Here is a 17477-nt window from a genome sequence, read left to right as displayed (position 1 = left end):
ACATCAGTCTTACGCGGCTCCGGCTCAAACCTTGGTGACGAAAACCGTTACGATCGGCTTCTTGCCCCAGGTCTGGTTGGCAGCAGCGCGAACGGCGCGGCGCACCGCTTCACGAAGCAGTTCCAGATCCTTGCGACGGGCGCGCGGAATGCTTTCCACAGCACCGAGAACCGCGTCGTAAAGCGTGTCCTCCATGTCCTCGCCTTCGTCATCGAATTCCGGCAGGCCGAAAGGCACGACATCGGGATCGCCGAGGAAGTCGTAACGGCTGTCCAGCACCACGTTGACGGAGACGTGACCGGCGAAGGACAGCTTGCGGCGATTGCTGATGCCCATCTCATCCATATCGCCGATGAGATTGCCGTCCTTGAAGACGCGGCCATGCGGCGCATCATCGATGACTTCCGCAGGACCGGGGGCCAGACGCAGAATATTACCGTTGCGCACCTTCGGCACCTGCGAAATGCCGGCCTGCTCGGCCAGTTCCTTCTGCGCCACCAGATGCGCCGCCTCGCCATGGACAGGCACAACGATCTGCGGCTTCGTCCACTCATACATCTTCAGAAGCTCGTTGCGGCGCGGATGGCCGGAAACGTGGACCAGAGCCTCATTGTCAGTGATGATATGGACGCCCTGCTCGATCAGACCGTTCTTGATATCGATGATGGCCTTTTCATTGCCGGGAATGGCGCGAGAGGAAAACACCACCGTATCACCGGAAGCGAGCGCCACATTGCGCATCTCGTCACGCGAGAGCTTGGCAAGCGCGGCACGCGGTTCCCCCTGCGAACCAGTCAGGATCAGCACCACCTTGTCGCGTGGAATATAGCCATATTCGTCTTCGGCCAGAAATGGCTGGATGCCTTCCATGATGCCGAGATCCTGCGAGACGTTGACAACGCGCTTCAGCGACGAGCCAAGCAGCAGCACCTCACGGCCCGCCGCCTCTGCCGCCTGGGCAATCGAGCGGATACGCCCGACATTGGAGGAGAAGGTGGTAACGGCGACACGACCCTCGGCATTTTCAATGATCTGGCGCAGGCCTTCGGAAACCTCGTGTTCGGAAGGCGACACGCCATCGCGTACCGAGTTGGTGCTGTCGCACATCAGCGCCAGCACGCCCTCTTCGCCGATGGCGCGGAAACGGGCTTCATCCGTCAACGGCCCGAGCGACGGAGCCTCATCGATTTTCCAGTCGCCGGTATGGATGAGATTGCCGAGAGGCGTGCGGATGACCAGCGACATCGGCTCCGGGATGGAGTGATTGACGCCGACAGCCTCGATTTCGAACGGACCAACATTGATGCGGTCGCCCGCCTTGAAGGGAGTGATCGGAATTTCGGCGCGGCTGCCCTCATAGGCGCGCTTGGCTTCCAGCATGCCGGCGGTGAAACCCGAAGCATAGACCGGTACATTGAGGCCCGGCCACAGATCGTTCAGCGCGCCGTAGTGATCCTCATGGGCATGGGTGATGATGATGCCTTTGAGGTTTTTCTTCTGCTCGGCAATATAGGTGATGTCAGGCAACACCAGATCGACACCCGGCAGATCGAGACCGGCAAAGGTCACGCCGCAATCCACCATGATCCATTCGCGCTTGCCTGCCGGACCGTATCCATAAAGCGCCAGATTCATGCCGATTTCACCGACGCCGCCAAGCGGCAGGAAGACCAGTTCGTCCTGTTTAGCCATTGTTCTTTTTATCCATTCACGAGCGCGTATAGACGACGGCACTTTGCCGCGCCCCGCGCATGTTTGCAGCATCGGACCTGTTGAACCATCTGATCGACCGGGCCGATGCGGAGCCGGTCTGTCATCCTGCTTTTTATGAGCTGCAGGAAAACTCCAACCTGTGGGATCGGGTTCGGCGCGGCGTTTTATAAAGCCGCACCGTTCACCTCATCCGAAAAACACGTCGCCGGCGGCAATGGAGCGCCTTGCGCCCTCGTCCTCGTCCAGCAGCAGATAACCATTATCATCAATTCCGACGAAACGCCCGCCGATCGAACGATCCGGGAAATTGACGGTGATATGTTCGCCGATACCGCAGGCAGCCGCCCGCCAGCCAGTCATGACACCGGCGACGCCCCTGCCCTCATCCCAATCTCGCAGCACATCCGCCGTTTCCCGAAAGAGATGCGCGAAAAGCTCATCGGCAGAGCAGGAAACGCCGTGTTCGGACAGCATGGTGACGGGATAAAGCGGATTATCAGGCTTATGGGCGATATTGATACCGATGCCGATGACGATTGCCCGCCGCCCATCCGGCAGAAGCTCCGCTTCCATCAAAATGCCGCAGGTCTTCTGACGGCCGATCAGCACGTCGTTCGGCCATTTGATCTCTAGCGGCGCTCCGCCTGTCGGCAAGACCACACGGATGGCGCGATAGACAGCCAGTGCAAAGGCAAGCGGCAAAGAGCCGATACGGTCCATCGGCGCAGGATCGATGAGCAAAAGCGAGGCGTAGAGATTACCGGGTTCGGAGACCCATGGCCGGCCGCGACGCCCGCGCCCACCGGTCTGGCGGATGGCGGTAATCCACAGATTGCCGCCATCGCCCGCCCTTGCACGGGCGAAACATTCGATGTTGGTCGATGGCGTTTCCGCCATCGCCTCGTGCCGGAAGTCATCGATGGACATCCGGCCCGTATGCCGCGGCGTGTCGATCAAAAGAACGTCTTTGCTGCAACCGTGACGGCATTGCCAAGCGCACCGCCGAAGACGACGAAAGCGACAACGAACAGACCCGAAAGCGCATAAACCACCTTCAGTTCGCCCGCCGGACGCTCGAAGCTGCCCTTGGCTTCATCAAACCACATGACCTTGACGATGCGGATATAATAATAAGCGCCGACGACCGAGCCGATCACACCGATGACGGCCAGCGGATAGAGCTTGGCTTCGATGGCGGCAAGGAAGACGTAATATTTGCCGAAGAAGCCGGCGAGCGGCGGAATGCCAGCAAGCGAGAACATCAGGATCGTCAGAACCACCGCCATGAAGGGGTTGGTGGACGAAAGCCCGGCCAGATCCTCGACATTTTCGACATTGCCGATTTCCTTGCGGCGCATGGAGAGAATGCAGGCGAAGGTGCCGAGCGTCATGACCATGTAGATGGTCATGTAGAGAATGACGCCCGAAATGCCTGCCTGCGTGCCGGCGGCAAGACCGACCAGCGCATAACCCATGTGACCGATGGAGGAATAGGCCATCAGGCGCTTGATGTTCTTCTGGCCGATCGCGGCAAACGAGCCGAGCAGCATCGAAGCGATGGAGATGAAGACGACGATCTGCTGCCAGTCGGCAAAGACCGGCTGGAAAGCGTCAACGACGATGCGCACGAAGATCGCCATGGCGCCGATCTTGGGTGCCGCCGAAAGGAAGGCGGTAACCGGGGTCGGTGCGCCTTCATAAACATCAGGCGTCCACATGTGGAACGGCACGGCCGAAATCTTGAATGCAAGGCCGGCGAGAACAAAGACCAGGCCGAAGACGAGGCCGAGCGAACGGGTTTCCGACGCCAGAACCTGGGCGATTTCACTAAAGCCGGTATTGCCGGTGAAACCATAGACCAGCGACATGCCGTAAAGCAGCATGCCGGAGGACAGCGCGCCGAGAACGAAGTACTTCAGGCCAGCTTCCGTGGAGCGCAGGCTTTCACGGTTGATGGCGCAGACGACGTAAAGCGCCAGCGACTGCAGTTCCAGCGCCATGTAGAGCGAGATCAGGTTGTTGGCCGAGATCATCAGCAGGATGCCCAGCGTCGCGAGAACCAGAAGCACCGGATATTCGAAACGACCGATCGGCTCGAAGCGGCCCTGGCCGACAGCGAGGATCATGGCGGTGATGGAGCCGATCAGCGCCAGCACCTTCATGAAATTGCCGAAGGAATCGGCGATGTAGACACCGCCGAAGGCAACGCCCGACGCCGGGGCGAAAATGATCCAGAGACCGACGACGAGCAGGAGGGCAACGGCAAGGCCGGTTACCGTCGTTGTCGACTTGTCGCCCGAGAAGACGCCAATCATGAGCAGCGCCAGCGCGCCGACCGCAAGGATCAGCTCGGGCGTCGCAATGTGCAGACTGGCAAAAAGGATTTCAGCGGTCATGTCCAACGGGTCCTGTCGTCAATTCATAGAGAGCGCAACATTTTGCGCCGCCTGCAATGCAGCCGAATAGTTGTTTACCAGAAGATCGACCGATGCGGCTGTCGCATCGAACACCGGTGCCGGATAGACACCGAAGAAGATCGTCAGCGCAACCAGCGGATAAAGGATAACCTTTTCGCGGGTTGACAGATCGAGCATCGACTTCAGGCTTTCCTTCTCGAGCGCACCGAAGATCACGCGGCGGTAAAGCCACAGCGCATAGGCTGCCGAGAGGATGACACCGGTTGCCGCAAACAGTGCGACCAGCGTGTTGGCACGGAAGACGCCGACCAGGGTCAGGAATTCACCAACGAAGCCGGAGGTGCCGGGCAGACCGACATTGGCCATGGTGAAGATCATGAAGGCGACGGCATATTTCGGCATATTGTTGACGAGACCACCATAGGCGGAAATCTCGCGGGTATGCAGCCGGTCATAGACAACGCCGACGCAGAGGAAGAGCGCGCCAGACACGATACCGTGCGACAGCATCTGGAAGATCGCGCCCTGCACGCCCTGAACGTTGGCAGCAAAGATGCCCATGGTCACGTAACCCATGTGGGCGACGGAGGAATAGGCGATCAGCTTTTTGATGTCGTCCTGCATCATCGCCACCAGCGAGGTGTAGATGATGGCGAGAACCGACAGCGTGAAGACGAAGGGAGCGAAATAATCCGAAGCCAGCGGGAACATCGACAGCGAGAAGCGGATGAAACCGTAACCGCCGAGCTTCAGCATGACGCCGGCAAGAATGACGGAGCCTGCTGTCGGCGCCTGAACGTGGGCGTCGGGCAGCCAGGTGTGTACCGGCCACATCGGCATCTTCACCGAGAAGGCCGCAAAACAGGCAAGCCAGAGCCAGGTCTGCATGCCGGCCGGGAAGCCGTATTTCAGCAGTTCCGTCATGTCGGTCGTACCGGACTGCCAGTACATTGCCATGATGGCGAGCATGGTCAGAACCGAGCCGAGCAGCGTGTAGAGGAAGAATTTGTAGGATGCGTAGACGCGATCCTTGCCGCCCCAGACGCCGATGATGATGAACATCGGGATCAGCGTCGCTTCGAAGAAGACGTAGAAGAGAACCGTATCCAGCGCCACGAAGACGCCGATCATGACGACTTCCAGAAGCAGGAAGGCGATCATGTATTCCTTGACGCGCTTCTCGATCGATTCCCAGCTTGCCAGCACGCAGAAGGGCATGAGGAAGGTGGTGAGGATGACGAACAGCATGGAGATGCCGTCGACACCCAGATGATAGGCGGCGATGTTGCCGAACCAGGCGTGTTTTTCGACCATCTGGAAACCGGGATTCGAATTGTCGAAACCGATCCAGATGAACAGCGACACGAGGAAGGTGAAAACGGTCGTCAGCAGCGAGACATTGAGAATGTTGCGACGACCATAAGGGCCGTTCTCATTTGTCAGCAGCAGGAGCACCACGCCGACGAGCGGCAGAAAGGTGACCGTTGAAAGAATAGGCCAATCGGTCATCAGAGGGCACTCCCGAGCATCATCCAGGTGACAAGCGCCGCGATGCCGATCAGCATCGCAAAGGCATAATGATAGAGGTAACCGGATTGCAGGCGGACCATGCGGTTGGTCACATCAACCACACGCGCTGCAATGCCGTTCGGTCCATAATGGTCGATGACGGCGACGTCGCCCTTCTTCCACAGGAAGCGGCCGAGCGCCTTTGCGGAACGAACGAAGAGGAAGTCGTAGAGTTCGTCGAAGTACCACTTGTTCAAGAGGAACTGGTAGAGGCCACGATGGGTCGCTGCCAGACGCTTCGGCGTTTCCGGCGACTTGATGTACATGTACCAGGCGGTCACGAAACCAAGGGCCATGGCGAAGAACGGGCTCCACTTCACCCACAGCGGCACGTGGTGGAACTCTTCGAGGATTTCATTTTCCGGAAGCGTGAACAGAGCGCCCTTCCAGAACTCGGCATATTCGTGGCCGAAGAAATAACCTTCGAAGGCAACACCGGCAAAGATCGCGCCAACCGTGAGGATGAAAAGCGGGATCAGCATGACCATCGGCGATTCATGCACATGGTGCATGACGTCGGCAGATGCGCGCGGCTTGCCGAAGAAGGTCATGAAAGCCAGACGCCAGGAATAGAAGCTGGTGAACAGCGCGGCGATGACCAGCAGCGTGAAGGCGAAACCGGACAGAACCGAATGGGACGCGTAAGCGGATTCGATGATGACGTCCTTCGAGAAGAAGCCGGCAAAACCGATCATCGTGCCCGGAATACCAACGCCGGTCAGCGCCAACGTGCCAACGGTCATGGTCCAGAAGGTGATGGGGATATGCTTGCGCAGGCCACCCATGTAACGCATGTCCTGCTCTCCATCGACGGCATGGATGACCGAGCCGGCGCACAAGAACAGCAGGGCCTTGAAGAAGGCGTGCGTGAAGAGGTGGAATACGGCAGCGCCATAAGCGCCGACGCCGAGCGCCACGAACATGTAACCGAGCTGCGAGCAGGTCGAATAGGCGATAACACGCTTGATGTCATTCTGCACGAGGCCGACGGTTGCCGCGAAGAAAGCGGTGATCGCACCGATCAGCGTCACGACGGTCAGCGCATCCGGTGACAGTTCAAACAGCGGCGACATGCGGGCGACGAGGAAGACGCCGGCCGTGACCATGGTTGCGGCGTGAATGAGGGCAGACACCGGGGTCGGGCCTTCCATCGCGTCCGGCAGCCAGGTGTGCAGCAGGAACTGCGCCGATTTACCCATGGCGCCCATGAAGAGCAGCAGGCAGACGCCCGTTATCGCATTGGCCTTGTCCAGCTGCATGCCGAACAGGTTGATGACGGTTTCGCTGGAAGCAGCACCTTCGGCCGGCAGATAGGTGCTGGCGGCAGCGAAGACGGTTTCGAGATTGATCGAGCCGAACAGCACGAAGACGCCGGAAATGCCGAGGATGAAGCCGAAGTCACCGACGCGGTTGACGATGAAGGCCTTCATGGCGGCTGCAGAAGCCGAAGGTTTCTTGAACCAGAAGCCGATCAGCAGATAGGACGCCAGACCCACGCCTTCCCAGCCGAAGAACATCTGCAGCAGGTTGTCAGAGGTCACCAGCATCAGCATGGCGAAGGTGAAGAGCGACAGATAGGCAAAGAAGCGCGGACGATGCGGATCGTGGTGCATGTATCCGATCGAATAAAGGTGCACGAGCGTCGAGACCGTGTTGACCACGACGAACATGACGGCCGTCAGCGTATCGATGCGGAAAGCCCATTCGACATCGATGCCGCCGGACTGGATCCAGCGCAGGACAGTAACCTTGATCACCTCGCCCGGCTCACCATGGGCGAGTGCCACGGTGAAGAAGACGATCCACGACAGGATGGCGACCACGATCATCAGACCGGTGGTGACATATTCCGACGCCTTGGCGCCGATCGAGCGGCCGAACAGGCCGGCGATCAGGAAGCCGATCAGTGGAAGAAAGACGATAGCCTTGTAGATCATAGCCTTATCAGCCCTTCATCATATTGACGTCTTCGACGGCGATCGATCCGCGGTTGCGGTAGAAGACAACGAGTATTGCAAGACCGATGGCCGCTTCGGCAGCTGCGACGGTCAGAATGAACAAAGCGAAGACCTGGCCGACGATATCGTTCAGGAAGGCCGAGAAGGCCACCATGTTGATGTTGACCGCCAGAAGGATAAGCTCGATCGACATGAGGATGACGATGACGTTCTTCCGGTTGAGGAAGATGCCGAACACGCCGATCGTGAAGAGGATGGCGCTGACCGTCAGGTAGTGGGAAAGACCGATTTCCATATTCTGTTTCCTTGGATCCGTTCGCCTTCAGATGCCCTGGCCCGGCTTGACCTTGACCGTGGTGACGGCGGTCTTCGGGTCGCGGCCGACCTGCGTGGAGATATCCTGCCGCTTGATGTCGGTGCGATGACGCAGGGTCAGCACGATGGCGCCGATCATGGCCACCAGCAGCACGAGACCGGCGAGCTGGAAGAAGTAGACATAATTCGTATAAAGCACATCACCGAGCGCGGCGGTATTGGTGCGCTCTGCGGCCGGCGGGATCGGCATGGTGATCGATTTTGCCGCGACCGGGTTCAGAACGCTGCCGCCGACCACGACGATCAGCTCGGCGGCCAGAATGACGCCGATCAGCGCACCGACAGGCGCATATTGCAGCACACCGGAGCGGAGCTCGGCAAAATCCACATCCAGCATCATGACGACGAAGAGGAAGAGCACCGCGACCGCGCCGACATAGACCACCAGCAGGATCATGGCGAGGAACTCGGCCCCCGTCAGCAGGAACAGCGCGGCTGCGTTGAAGAAGGTCAAAATCAGGAAGAGCACCGAATGAACAGGGTTCTTCGATGCGATGACCATGAACGCAGACGCCACGGCGACGAAAGCGAATATATAAAAGAATACAGCGTGCAGACCCATCTTGGTGCCTTCTTGTCCTCATCGGGAGAAGATGGCTTCAAGCCCCCTCACCCGTTTCGTCCCCGCCGGCGAAAACCGCGCAGGCATTTTACTTTTTCATCGCTTTCCGGGGTCTCCCCCGGAAAGACGGTTGCACCTTAGCGGTAAGGTGCATCCAGTGCGAGGTTGCGCGCGATTTCACGCTCCCAGCGGTCGCCATTGTCGAGAAGCCTCTGCTTGTCGAAATAAAGCTCCTCGCGGGTTTCCGTCGCGAATTCGAAGTTCGGGCCTTCGACGATCGCATCCACCGGGCAGGCTTCCTGGCAGAAGCCGCAATAGATGCACTTCACCATGTCGATATCGTAACGCACCGTGCGGCGGGTGCCGTCATTGCGGCGCGGCCCGGCTTCGATGGTGATCGCCTGAGCGGGACAGATGGCTTCACACAGCTTGCAGGCGATGCAGCGTTCTTCACCGTTCGGATAACGGCGCAGCGCATGTTCACCACGGAAGCGCGGAGAGACCGGGCCCTTTTCGAAAGGATAGTTCACCGTCGCCTTCTGCTTGAAGAAGTGGCGCATCGTCAGCAGGATCGCGCCGACGAACTCCTTGAGGAACAGTGAATTGACGGCTTGGGAGAGGCTTGCCATCTCAGTCTCCAGATCTTTGAGCGAGGAGTTTGGACATCAACCGGCCCACCCCGTCAGCTTCAATACGAATGCAACGATCACGACCATCGCGAGCGACAGCGGCAGGAAAACCTTCCAGCCAAGGCGCATGAGCTGGTCATAACGGTAACGCGGAACGAAGGCCTTGGTGAGCGCGATCATGAAGAAGACCATGCAGCCCTTCAGCGCGAACCAGACGATGCCCGGCACCCACTTCAGGAACCATACATCCACGATCGGCAGCCAGCCGCCAAGGAACAGGATCGTCGTCAGGCAGCAGATTAGAACGATCGCAGCATATTCGCCGAGCATGAACATCATGTAAGGCGTCGAGCCATATTCGACCATGTGACCGGCGACAAGCTCCGATTCCGCTTCCGGAAGATCGAAGGGCGGACGGTTGGTTTCGGCAAGGCCCGAAATGAAGAACACGATGAACATCGGGAACAGCGACAGCCAGTGCCAGTCGAGGAACGATGCCGGCAGGCCGATCATCGTGCCAAGCCCGGTGCGCTGGGCGAGAACGATATCCGTGAGGTTCAGCGAGCCGACGCAGAGCAGAACGGTGACGATGACGAGACCGATCGACACTTCATAGGACACCATCTGCGCCGCCGAACGCAGCGCGCCGAGGAACGGATATTTCGAGTTCGAAGCCCAGCCGCCCATGATGATGCCGTACACTTCAAGCGAAGAAATCGCGAAGATGTAGAGAATGCCGACATTGATATTGGCGACGACCCAGCCATCGGCGAAGGGAATGACCGCGTAGGTGGCAAGCGCCAGCGTCACGGCCACCAGCGGCGCCAGAAGGAAAACCGCCTTGTTGGCGCCGGCCGGAATGACCGGTTCCTTGAGGATGAACTTCAAAAGGTCGGCGAAGGACTGGAAGAGACCGAAGGGACCAACAACGTTCGGACCACGGCGCAGCTGCACGGCTGCCCAGACCTTGCGGTCGGCAAGCAGAAGGAAGGCGATGGCCACCAGAAGGCAAACGAGAAGCAGCAGGGACTGGCCGACCATGATCAGCGCGGGCCAGACGTAGCTCCAGAAAAACTGTTCCATAAATCCCCTACCCTTACTCTGCCGCAGCCTGGAAATTGTTGCGGGCCAATGCGGAACACTCGGCCATGACGGCGGATGCACGCGCAATCGGGTTCGTCAAATAAAAGTCTTTTACCGGCGAAGCAAACGCCGACTTGTTGAGCGAGCCGGTCTTGCCGGCCAAAGCCTCGATATCCTGGCCGTTGCCGGCGACGATCTCGTCGGTTTCCGCCAGATGCGGATGCGCGACATAGAGCTGACCGCGCAGCGCCGACAGCGAATCGAACGGCAGCTTCTTGCCGAGAACGTCGGACAGCGCACGCAGGATCGCCCAGTCTTCGCGAGCTTCGCCCGGTGCGAAACCGGCGCGGTTGCCCACCTGCACACGGCCTTCGGTGTTGACCCAGATACCGGATTTTTCGGTATAGGCCGCGCCCGGAAGGATGACGTCGGCGTTCATCGCGCCCTGATCGCCATGGCTGCCGATATAAACGGTGAACTTGGCGCCCTTGTTCGACAGATCGAGTTCATCGGCGCCGAGCAGGAAGAGAACATCCATGGAGGCGACCATTTCAGCGGCGGCAACACCGCCCTCGCCCGGCACGAAGCCGATATCGAGACCGCCAACGCGGGCAGCTGCGGTGTGCAGAACGGAGAAACCGTTCCACTCTTCGCTGACAGCACCGACCGAAACGGCGAGCTTGGCAGCGGCAGCAAGAACGGCGGCACCATCGGCGCGGGCAAGAGCACCCTGACCGATGATGATCAGCGGGTTCTTGGCGGACTTCAGCTTGTCAACGAAGCTGTGCGAGCCATTGGCCAGATCGGAGAGCGTTTCCGCACCCGAGCCGAGATATTCATAATTGTAGCGCAGTTCACCAGCTTCGCCGATCACGCCGATCGGGAAACCGCCACGACGCCAGCGCTTGCGGATACGGGCGTTGAGGACAGCCGCTTCGAAACGCGGGTTAGCGCCAACGATCAGCAGTGCGTCCGCCTGCTCGATGCCTTCAATGGTGGAATTGAAGATATAGCTTGCGCGACCCAAAGACGGATCAAGCGTTGCGCCATCCTGACGGCAATCGACATTGGCCGAGCCGAGCGAGGCAAGAAGCGACTTCAGCGCGAACATTTCTTCAACGGAAGACAGATCGCCGGCGATCGCGCCGATCTTGTTGCCGGATGTTGCGGCAACAGCCTGCTTGATCGCACCGAAGGCTTCGCCCCAGGTGGCGGGCTGCAGACGGCCATCCTTGCGGACGTAAGGCCGGTCTAGGCGCTGCGTCTTCAGGCCGTCCCAGATGAAGCGGCTCTTGTCGGAAATCCACTCTTCGTTGATCGCCTCGTTGACGCGCGGCATGACGCGCATGACTTCGCGGCCACGGGTATCGACGCGGATGGCCGAACCGAGCGCGTCCATCACGTCGATGGTTTCGGTCTTGTTCAGTTCCCACGGACGGGCGGTGAAGGCGAAAGGCTTGGAGGTGAGCGCGCCGACCGGGCAAAGGTCAACAACGTTGCCCTGCAGCTCCGAGGTCATGGCCTGCTCGAGATAGGTGGTGATTTCGGCATCTTCGCCGCGGCCGATAAGGCCCAGTTCGGCAATGCCGGCAACTTCCGTTGTGAAACGGACGCAGCGCGTGCAGTGGATGCAACGGTTCATGACCGTCTTGACGAGCGGTCCGATATATTTGTCTTCAACAGCGCGCTTGTTTTCCGCATAACGCGAACCGGCGATACCGAAGGCCATGGCCTGGTCCTGCAGGTCGCATTCGCCGCCCTGGTCGCAGATCGGGCAATCCAGCGGATGGTTGATGAGCAGGAACTCCATCACGCCTTCGCGGGCCTTCTTGACCATCGGCGTATTGGTGAAAACCTCAGGCAATTCGCCGTTCGGGCCGCCGCGAACATCGCGCACGCCCATGGCGCAGGAGGCGGCCGGCTTGGGCGGTCCGCCCTTCACCTCGATGAGACACATGCGGCAGTTACCCGCGACCGACAAGCGCTCATGAAAACAAAAGCGCGGAACTTCGGCACCAGCCTCCTCGCACGCCTGCAACAGCGTGAAATGATCCGGAACCTCGATCTCTTTACCGTCAACCTTGAGCTTTGCCATGGTTCTACTTACGTCCTGTTGCCTGTTCGTCCCATGTCTCACACGGTCCGCAACAAATCCTTAATCGCGCCCGGCATCCGAAGGTTTGCCAGACGTTTCATGGTGTTGCGGGGCCGGAAATTTCCGGCTCCGCTCGAAGCCTTCGATGCTTATTCAGCGGCTTCCAGAACAGCGCCATCATCCATGGCCCTGTAGGTATATTGGTCGATGCGCTTTTCGATTTCCGGACGGAAATTGCGGATCAGCGCCTGTACCGGCCATGCGGCGGCGTCGCCGAGCGCACAGATGGTATGGCCTTCGATCTGCTTGGTCACTTCAAACAGCATGTCGATTTCGCGCTTCTGCGCGTTACCCTTGACCATGCGCTCCAGCACGCGCCACATCCAGCCGGTGCCTTCGCGGCACGGCGTGCACTGGCCGCAGCTTTCATGCTTGAAGAAAGCCGCGATGCGGGCAATCGCCTTGATGACGTCGGTGGACTTGTCCATGACAATCATGCCGCCGGTGCCGAAGGAAGACTTCACTTCGCGCATGCCGTCAAAGTCCATGATGGCGTCCTTCATGTCCTCACCGCGCACGATGGGGCAGGATGCGCCGCCGGGGATGACGCCGAGCAGATTGTCCCAGCCGCCACGAATGCCACCGCAATGGTGTTCGATCAGCTCACGGAAGGACAGGCCCAGCGCATCTTCGAAGGTGCACGGACGCTCGACATGGCCTGACACCATGAACAGCTTGGTGCCGACATTGTTCGGACGGCCGATCCCCGAGAACCATGCAGCGCCACGGCGCAGGATGGTCGGCGCAACGGCGATCGATTCAACGTTGTTGACGGTCGTCGGGCAGCCGTAAAGACCCATATTGGCCGGGAACGGGGGCTTGAGGCGCGGCTGGCCCTTCTTGCCTTCAAGGCTTTCGAGCAGAGCCGTCTCTTCGCCGCAGATATAGGCACCCGCGCCGTGATGGACGTAGATGTCGAAATCCCAGCCGTTCTTGTTGTTCTTGCCGAGCAGGCCGGCATCGTAGCACTCGTCGATGGCCGCCTGAAGCGCTTCACGCTCGCGCATATATTCGCCGCGCACGTAGATATAGGCGGTATGCGCGCCCATGGCGAAACCGGCGATCACGCAGCCTTCGATCAGCGTATGCGGATCGTTGCGCAGGATTTCGCGGTCCTTGCAGGTGCCGGGTTCGGATTCGTCGGCGTTAACGACGAGATAATGCGGACGGCCGTCATTTTCCTTCGGCATGAAGGACCATTTGAGACCCGTCGGGAAGCCAGCGCCACCGCGACCACGAAGGCCGGAAGCCTTCATCTCGTTGATGATCCAGTCACGACCCTTTTCGATGATCTGCTTGGTGCCGTCCCAATGGCCGCGCGCTCTCACGCCCTTCAGGGACTTGTCCTTGAGGCCGTAGAGATTGGTAAAGATGCGATCCTGATCTTTTAACATGCTTCACCTCTTACCGCGGCTTCTTGCCGAAGACCCTGATATACTCGGCTTCGCCACCCTTGGCGAGCGCCTCGGCCTGCTTGATCCACTCGTCGCGTTCGATGCGGCCCTTGAAATTCAGATAACCGTCGACCCAGTCGCATTCGGCCTTCTTCCAGCCGGCGACCTGCGCAAAGGTGAAGATGCCGAGCTCGTGCAGCGTGCCTTCGATCTTCGGACCAACGCCGGAAATGAGCTTCAGGTCGTCAGGCGTCGCCGGGCGTTCGATGCCGGCCGGACGATCCTTGGAGTCGAGCGACGGCTTTGCCGCCGCAGCCGTTCCGGAAGCTTCCTTTTCGACGGTCTTTACATTGGCTTCCGCAGCCTTCGGCTCATTGGCCGGCGTCTTCAGCTTCGGATCGGTTTCCGGCGCGTCCGTCTTCGGCTTGGCGGCATTGGACGGCGGAACCGGTGCGGCATCCGCAGGCACTTCGGCCGGCTTGTCGAGATTGGAACGGTCAGGCTTGATCTCTTCCGTCAGCGTCGTCAGCCCGCCGACTGGAACCGACTCGTGACGGTCGATCTGCGGGCCGGTCTTGACCGTGTCGCCCTTGCCCGCCTCGAACGTGTCGATGATTTCTTCCAGGCGCTCGGGCGTCAGGTCCTCATAGGCATCCTTGAAGATAATGACCATCGGCGCGTTGACGCAGGCGCCCTGACATTCCACTTCTTCCCAGGACAGCGTGCCGCTCTCATTGGTGTGCAGCGGATCGTGGTGGATCTTCTTGCGGCAGACATCCATCAGCGCTTCGGAACCGCGCAACATGCAGGGCGTGGTGCCGCAGACCTGAACGTGGGCGCGCGTGCCGACCGGCTTCAGCTGGAACTGGGTATAGAAGGTCGCCACTTCCATGACACGGATATAGGCCATATCCAGCATGTCGGCGATCTTTTCGATGGCGGCGCGGGTAACCCAGCCGTCCTGCTCCTGCGCACGCATGAGCAGCGGGATGACAGCCGATTGCTGGCGTCCCTCGGGATATTTCTTGATCGTCTTTTCCGCCCATGCGGTATTATCCGCGTTGAAGGCAAACGCCACGGGCTGGAACTGATCTTCGGCTAGTCGACGAACGGACATACTTCCTCACGCCTTTTCAGTTTAACGTCTCACAACGCGATCTCGCCACCGTGACGAATTCGCAGGCGTAAGCCGCCTTGTCTTTTTGCATGAACACAATGAACTTGCTGCCATTCGGAACCGAGGCCTTGATCTCGTATCCCGACGACAGAAGCTGCTTGATGGTTGAACCGCCGCCGCTTGACAGCGACACGCCGCCCTCATCCGTCGCCGTCTGGGCGAGAACGGGGGCAGACATCGCAGCAAGAAGAGCCAATATGGCCAGCGGCAGACGCATCAGCGGTCGACCTCCCCGAACACGATGTCGAGGGAGCCGAGCACGGCTGTAACGTCGGCAAGCTGATGGCCCTTGCACAGGAAATCCATCGCCTGCAGATGCGCATAACCCGGAGCGCGGATCTTGCAGCGGTAAGGCTTGTTAGAGCCATCGGCGACCACATAGACGCCGAACTCGCCCTTCGGCGCTTCGACGGCGGCGTAAACTTCGCCGGCGGGAACGTGGTAACCTTCGGTGTAAAGCTTGAAGTGGTGGATCAAAGCTTCCATCGACCGCTTCATCTCGCCGCGCTTGGGCGGAACGACCTTGCCGTCAAGCGAGGAGACCGGGCCGATGCGATGCTTGCCGGACAGAAGATCAACGCACTGCTTCATGATCTTTACCGATTCGCGCATTTCCTGCATGCGGATCAGGTAGCGATCATAGCAATCGCCGTTCTTGCCGACGGGGATGTCGAATTCCAGATCGGAATAGCACTCGTAAGGCTGCGAACGACGCAAATCCCAGGCAGCGCCCGAGCCACGCACCATCACGCCCGTGAAACCCCAGGCAAAGGCGTCTTCAAGCGAGACGACGCCGATATCGACGTTACGCTGCTTGTAGATGCGGTTGTCGGTCAACAGGCCTTCGATATTGTCGAGAACGGTGAGGAACGGATCGCACCACTTGCCGATATCGTCCACCAGCTCCGGCGGCAGGTCCTGATGCACGCCGCCCGGACGAACGTAAGCCGAGTGCATGCGGGCGCCACAGGCGCGCTCGTAAAACACCATCAGCTTTTCGCGCTCTTCGAAACCCCAGACCGGCGGCGTCATGGCACCAACGTCCATGGCCTGCGTTGTGACGTTCATGATGTGCGACAGGATGCGGCCGATTTCCGAATAAAGCACGCGGATCAGCTGGCCGCGCATGGGGATTTCGAGGCCGAGCAGCTTTTCGACGGCGAGCGCGAAAGCGTGTTCCTGGTTCATCGGCGCGACATAGTCGAGACGGTCGAAATAGGGAACGGCCTGCAGATAGGTCTTGGTCTCGATCAGCTTTTCGGTGCCGCGATGCAGAAGACCGATATGCGGATCGACGCGCTCGACGATTTCGCCGTCCAGTTCCAGAACCAGACGCAGCACGCCGTGCGCGGACGGGTGTTCCGGACCGAAGTTGATCGTGAAATTGCGGACGTTATGCTCAGTCATTCTAGTGCTCCGCCGAGGTGATCATGGCGATGAATTCGGGGCCGGTCATGTTCTGCGTGGTTTCTGCGAAAGAATAGCTCGAAGGCTTTTCATCCGTGAAAATCTGCGACGCGAACGTGAAACTGGAAGGGTTGTCGAAAGCCTGCAGCGACACGGCCAGATGTTGGCCATCCTTGGAACGCCACATCAAGGTGCTGCCGCAATTCGTGCAGAAGCAACGCTCGCCCCATTCCGAGGAGGAAAAGACGCCAAGCTGTTCTTCGTTTTCAAAGGAAACGCCGGTGCATTCGACAGCCATGAACGCACCGCCGGACCAGCGGCGGCACATGGAGCAATGGCAAACGCCGAATTCGCGGGCGCCAATGCCGGCATTAAAGCCAACGGCGCCGCAAAGACATTGTCCATGCTCTGTCGCGGGGGCTTGGCTCATTGCTTGGCCTTTTCGTCACCCGGGAGAACATATTCGGTTCCTTCCCACGGGGAAAGGAAGTCGAAGTTACGGAATTCCTGCTTCAGTTCGACCGGTTCATAAAGAACCCGCTTCAGAACGTCATCGTAACGCACTTCCACAAAGCCGGTAACCGGAAAATCCTTGCGCAGCGGATGGCCTTCAAAACCGTAATCCGTGAGGATGCGGCGCAGGTCCTTATGGCCCTCGAAAGGAATGCCATACATATCCCAGGCTTCGCGCTCGAACCATTCCGCGCCCATGTAGACGGAGGTCGATGAAGGAACGCCCTCGTCTTCCGCCACCTGCAGCTTGATGCGCACGCGCAGATTCTGGCGCGGCGACAGAAGATGGTAGACGACATCGAAACGCTTTTCGCGCTGCGGCCAGTCAACGCCGCAAATATCGATGATGTTGACGAAACCGCACTGCACGTCGTCGCGCAGGAAGGTCAAAAGCGCAATCACGCTTTCAGTTGTCGTGTTCAGCGTCAGCTCGCCATAGGCGATATCGGCAGATACCACGAGAGAACCGCGCGCTTCCTTAACGTAAGCAGCAAGATCGTTGAGAGCTTCGCTCATTATCTATCC

16 protein-coding genes are annotated in these 17477 nt (G+C 59.3%); all 16 read right to left on the bottom strand.

Annotated elements, in window-relative coordinates:
• Positions 1-24 precede the first annotated feature (24 nt).
• Entirely contained in the window at positions 25-1692 is a 1668-nt protein-coding gene (locus QSV77_RS04630) for a ribonuclease J (RefSeq protein ID WP_142839614.1), read from the bottom strand.
• Between the two features lie 207 nt (positions 1693-1899).
• A complete protein-coding gene (locus QSV77_RS04625; RefSeq protein ID WP_302732662.1) occupies positions 1900-2640 on the bottom strand; it encodes a biotin--[acetyl-CoA-carboxylase] ligase in 741 nt (246 codons plus the stop codon).
• Between the two features lie 26 nt (positions 2641-2666).
• Positions 2667-4109 carry an NADH-quinone oxidoreductase subunit NuoN gene (gene nuoN, locus QSV77_RS04620; protein ID WP_142839612.1) on the bottom strand — a complete coding sequence of 481 codons (1443 nt, stop codon included), beginning with the start codon at positions 4107-4109 and terminating at the stop codon, positions 2667-2669.
• An 18-nt stretch (positions 4110-4127) separates the two neighbouring features.
• Entirely contained in the window at positions 4128-5639 is a 1512-nt protein-coding gene (locus QSV77_RS04615) for an NADH-quinone oxidoreductase subunit M (RefSeq protein ID WP_142839611.1), read from the bottom strand.
• The gene (nuoL, locus tag QSV77_RS04610; RefSeq protein ID WP_142839610.1) at positions 5639-7636 is read right to left on the bottom strand and encodes an NADH-quinone oxidoreductase subunit L; all 1998 of its coding nucleotides are present in this window, start codon (positions 7634-7636) and stop codon (positions 5639-5641) included. The genes QSV77_RS04615 and nuoL overlap by 1 nt, the downstream gene beginning before the upstream one ends.
• 7 nt (positions 7637-7643) lie before the next feature.
• Positions 7644-7952: an NADH-quinone oxidoreductase subunit NuoK gene (gene nuoK, locus QSV77_RS04605; RefSeq protein WP_003521516.1), complete on the bottom strand. Its 309-nt coding sequence runs from the start codon at positions 7950-7952 to the stop codon at positions 7644-7646.
• Between the two features lie 27 nt (positions 7953-7979).
• Positions 7980-8594: an NADH-quinone oxidoreductase subunit J gene (locus QSV77_RS04600; RefSeq protein WP_052818538.1), complete on the bottom strand. Its 615-nt coding sequence runs from the start codon at positions 8592-8594 to the stop codon at positions 7980-7982.
• Between the two features lie 137 nt (positions 8595-8731).
• A complete protein-coding gene (gene nuoI, locus QSV77_RS04595) occupies positions 8732-9223 on the bottom strand; it encodes an NADH-quinone oxidoreductase subunit NuoI (RefSeq protein WP_142839609.1) in 492 nt (163 codons plus the stop codon).
• A gap of 36 nt (positions 9224-9259) precedes the next feature.
• Positions 9260-10306, bottom strand: coding sequence for an NADH-quinone oxidoreductase subunit NuoH (gene nuoH / locus QSV77_RS04590; RefSeq protein ID WP_302732658.1), 1047 nt, complete (start codon positions 10304-10306; stop codon positions 9260-9262).
• A gap of 13 nt (positions 10307-10319) precedes the next feature.
• Complete coding sequence (gene nuoG, locus QSV77_RS04585; protein WP_302732657.1) at positions 10320-12401, bottom strand: NADH-quinone oxidoreductase subunit NuoG; 2082 nt, start codon at positions 12399-12401, stop codon at positions 10320-10322.
• A gap of 149 nt (positions 12402-12550) precedes the next feature.
• Positions 12551-13855: an NADH-quinone oxidoreductase subunit NuoF gene (nuoF, locus tag QSV77_RS04580; RefSeq protein WP_080817174.1), complete on the bottom strand. Its 1305-nt coding sequence runs from the start codon at positions 13853-13855 to the stop codon at positions 12551-12553.
• Positions 13856-13865: 10 nt separating this feature from the next.
• A complete protein-coding gene (locus QSV77_RS04575; protein ID WP_269710453.1) occupies positions 13866-14972 on the bottom strand; it encodes an NADH-quinone oxidoreductase subunit E in 1107 nt (368 codons plus the stop codon).
• A gap of 16 nt (positions 14973-14988) precedes the next feature.
• Positions 14989-15249, bottom strand: coding sequence for a hypothetical protein (locus QSV77_RS04570; RefSeq protein ID WP_020012327.1), 261 nt, complete (start codon positions 15247-15249; stop codon positions 14989-14991).
• Positions 15249-16439, bottom strand: a complete 1191-nt coding sequence (locus QSV77_RS04565; protein ID WP_020012326.1) for an NADH-quinone oxidoreductase subunit D — start codon at positions 16437-16439, stop codon at positions 15249-15251. Before QSV77_RS04565 ends, QSV77_RS04570 begins: the two co-directional genes overlap by 1 nt.
• Position 16440: 1 nt before the next feature.
• The gene (locus QSV77_RS04560; protein ID WP_269698065.1) at positions 16441-16869 is read right to left on the bottom strand and encodes a GFA family protein; all 429 of its coding nucleotides are present in this window, start codon (positions 16867-16869) and stop codon (positions 16441-16443) included.
• On the bottom strand, positions 16866-17468 hold the full coding sequence (locus QSV77_RS04555; protein ID WP_046800314.1) for an NADH-quinone oxidoreductase subunit C: 603 nt from the start codon (positions 17466-17468) through the stop codon (positions 16866-16868). Before QSV77_RS04555 ends, QSV77_RS04560 begins: the two co-directional genes overlap by 4 nt.
• Positions 17469-17477: the final 9 nt, after the last annotated feature.

The sequence above is a fragment of the Agrobacterium sp. V1 genome (assembly GCF_030518355.1).
Taxonomy (GTDB): domain Bacteria; phylum Pseudomonadota; class Alphaproteobacteria; order Rhizobiales; family Rhizobiaceae; genus Agrobacterium; species Agrobacterium cucumeris.
Note: the sequence above shows the minus strand (reverse complement) of the source record. Positions and strands in the feature narration are given on the sequence as shown.